This is a genomic window from Thermosynechococcus sp. OHK43 (assembly GCF_014466085.1).
Classification (GTDB): domain Bacteria; phylum Cyanobacteriota; class Cyanobacteriia; order Thermosynechococcales; family Thermosynechococcaceae; genus Thermosynechococcus.
Genome location: NZ_JACOMP010000205.1, coordinates 1 through 2,949 on the forward strand (window position 1 = coordinate 1; position 2,949 = coordinate 2,949).

The 2,949-nt window shown below is 53.8% G+C and carries 2 protein-coding genes; both read right to left on the reverse strand.

Going from position 1 to position 2,949, the window contains the following annotated elements; genetic code table 11:
• Positions 1-160: 160 nt before the first annotated feature.
• Complete coding sequence (gene acs / locus H8Q75_RS08800; protein WP_297041166.1) at positions 161-2,131, reverse strand: acetate--CoA ligase; 1,971 nt, start codon at positions 2,129-2,131, stop codon at positions 161-163.
• Between the two features lie 60 nt (positions 2,132-2,191).
• Entirely contained in the window at positions 2,192-2,668 is a 477-nt protein-coding gene (locus H8Q75_RS08805) for a DUF2214 family protein (RefSeq protein ID WP_024125816.1), read from the reverse strand.
• Positions 2,669-2,949 lie beyond the last annotated feature (281 nt).

The window sequence follows — 2,949 nt, forward strand, 5'->3', positions numbered from 1 at the left end:
GTTTGGGTATCACTGCTGTTGGGGCCGGGCAGTTGTTGCTCAAAAAGCAAGAGACCACCGCCTAAAATGGCTGCCGTTGCTAAAAGAACTAGCGTTTTTGTGCGGATGCCACTTGCCATGACCTACCAACCAATTATAAGGCCATTGATAGGGGAGACGCTCAAGCCCCTTGGCGCAGCCTATCGAGCACTGAGCGATCCTCCAATGTTGAAGTATCCCCAACCACCTCTTGACCTGCGGCTAGAGAACGCAAGAGCCGCCGCATGATTTTGCCTGACCGCGTCTTGGGCAGGGCATCTGTGAAGCGAATCTCCGCTGGACGTGCCAAGGCACCAATTTCCTTGACAACGTGTTGCTTTAATTCCTGTTGGAGGGCATCACTGGGGGTTGCCGATCCTTCCAGAATCACAAAAGCAACGATCTCTTCCCCTTTGACCTCGTCGGGTTTACCCACAACGGCGGCTTCAGCAACGGCAGGGTGGGAGACCAATGCCGATTCAATTTCCATGGTGCCCAAGCGGTGGCCAGAGACATTGATTACATCGTCAACCCGTCCCATTACCCAAAAGTAGCCATCCTCATCCTTGCGGGCGCCATCGCCGGCAAAGTAAAAATACTGACCATTGCGAGGTGGAATGTGCTCCCAATAGGTGCGGCGGAAGCGATCGGGATCGCCATACACGGTGCGCATCATCCCGGGCCAAGGGTGACGAATGACCAGATAGCCACCCTCATTGACGCCGACAGGGTTGCCCTCAAGGTCCACGACCTCAGCGAGAATCCCCGGGAAGGGCTTGGTGGCAGAGCCGGGCTTCATGGGAATTGCCCCCGGCAGTGAGGTGATCATATGACCACCGGTTTCCGTTTGCCACCACGTATCCACAATCGGGCAGCGCTCACCGCCAATGACGCGGTAGTACCACATCCATGCCTCGGGGTTGATGGGTTCACCCACGGTTCCCAACAGGCGTAAGGAGGAGAGGTTGCGTGCCCGGGGCAAATGTTCGCCCATTTTGATAAAAGCACGGATCGCCGTCGGCGCCGTGTAGAAAATGGTGACCCCATACTTCTCAATCACATCCCAGAAGCAACCGGGATTGGAGGCGCGGGGTGCCCCTTCATACATGAGGGTGGTTGCCCCATTGGACAGTGGCCCATAGACAATATAGCTGTGACCCGTAATCCAGCCAACATCGGCGGTACACCAATAGACATCGGTATCTTGGAGGTCAAAGACCCATTGAGTAGTGATGTGGGTGTAGAGGTTGTAACCTGCGGTGGTGTGGACAACGCCCTTGGGTTTGCCGGTGGAGCCGGAGGTGTAAAGGATAAAGAGTAAATCCTCGCTGTCCATAGGTTCGGCAGGACAGTCGGCACTGACCCCCTTTTGCAGATCGTGCCACCAGTGATCGCGGCCGGGCACCATGGTCACTGGCTGTTGAGTGCGCTGCACCACTAGGACATTTTCAACGGTGGGAACCGCCTGATTGGCTAGTGCTTTATCCACTTGCTCTTTGAGGGGCACAATGGCATCTTTGCGCCAGCCACCGTCAGCCGTCACAACCAGTTTGGCTTGGGCATCAATGAGGCGATCGCGCAAGGCTTCGGCACTAAACCCTCCAAATACCACTGAGTGGGGAGCGCCAATCCGTGCACAGGCCAACATGGCAATGGCTGCCTCTGGAATCATCGGCATATAAATACCGACGCGATCGCCCTTTTTCACCCCTAGTTGCTTCAGGACATTAGCAAATTGGCACACTTCGTGGTGCAGTTGGGCATAGGTAAGGGTGCGGCTATCACCGGGTTCTCCTTCCCAGATCAAAGCTGCTTTATTCTTGCGCCATGTCTTGAGGTGGCGATCCAAGCAGTTGTGGGTGATGTTGATTTTGCCGTTAACAAACCACTTGGCATTGGGGGGCTGCCAATCCAGTACCTGATCCCAAGGTTGAAACCACTCTAATTCCTGCTGTGCCAATTCGCCCCAAAAGGCAGCGGGATCAGCTTTGGCCTTTTCGTAGAGGGCATTGTAGGCCTCAAGGGAATTGATCCGCGCTTTGGCCACAAAATCAGCGGAAGGATAAAAAAGGCGGTTTTCCTGAAGAATGGACTCAATCGTGGGATGACTCATCCGTTTTATCCGTGGCAGCAGGATCTATCATAGGGGCGATCGCCCCCCTGCTGAAGAGTCTTACCGTTGAATCCAATCCAAACCAATCCCCCGCGCCATCATCGCTGCCAAAAAGGGAATAGCGCTGAGAAAAGCCAATTCAGCCCGAATCACCCAAGTCAAGCGCTGCACAGTCGGCAACTCGAGGGTGGGTACTTTCTCTTCCCGCAGCGGTTTAATCCACAGTAGGAAAGAAATCGTCGGATACAGCGACAATAACCCCACTAAAATAAATAAGCCCACTTTGAGGTGAAAGACAGGGTTGCCTAAATAATATTCAGTGCCTTTGCCAAAATAAAGAACCCGTAAGATTCCGGTCACAAGAACGGTAACCGCAGCAATGCCATAGAAGGCATCGGCAATCACCAATCGCCAAGCCTGTTTGAGGTCTAAGTCTTTGCGCAGGGTGAGGTGCTCCACCACAAGGGCAGCAAAAGCCACCATAAGGCTGAGGTAGTGTAGATAGGCGATCGCGGCACTGCTCCAAAGGTCATTCATCCAAAGTGTTCCTTGGCAACTGAGAGACTTTGCAAAAAGGGCTGTATTGATCCTAGGGGGCAGCCTTGGGATGCGCAAGTGCCAACCCCCAGAAGTTTTTAGGCTTTAGCCACGGCCTAGATCTTTGGCCATAGAACGGAAGAAGTCCAAGCTCGGATCGCTGCGACGGCGTTCCTGTTCTTCTGCTGGAGGCGTCATGATATCATTGACACTCGGTTCCAGTTTACCTTTGTTTTCTGCTTCTGGATTCACCCTTTCGATGGAGGAGACCAACTCCACCA

Bases quoted from the DNA above. Each gene is read 5' to 3' on its own strand.
- acs (WP_297041166.1), bottom strand. From the start codon at position 2,131: ATGAGTCATCCCACGATTGAGTCCATTCTTCAGGAAAACCGCCTTTTT.
- H8Q75_RS08805 (WP_024125816.1), bottom strand. From the start codon at position 2,668: ATGAATGACCTTTGGAGCAGTGCCGCGATCGCCTATCTACACTACCTC.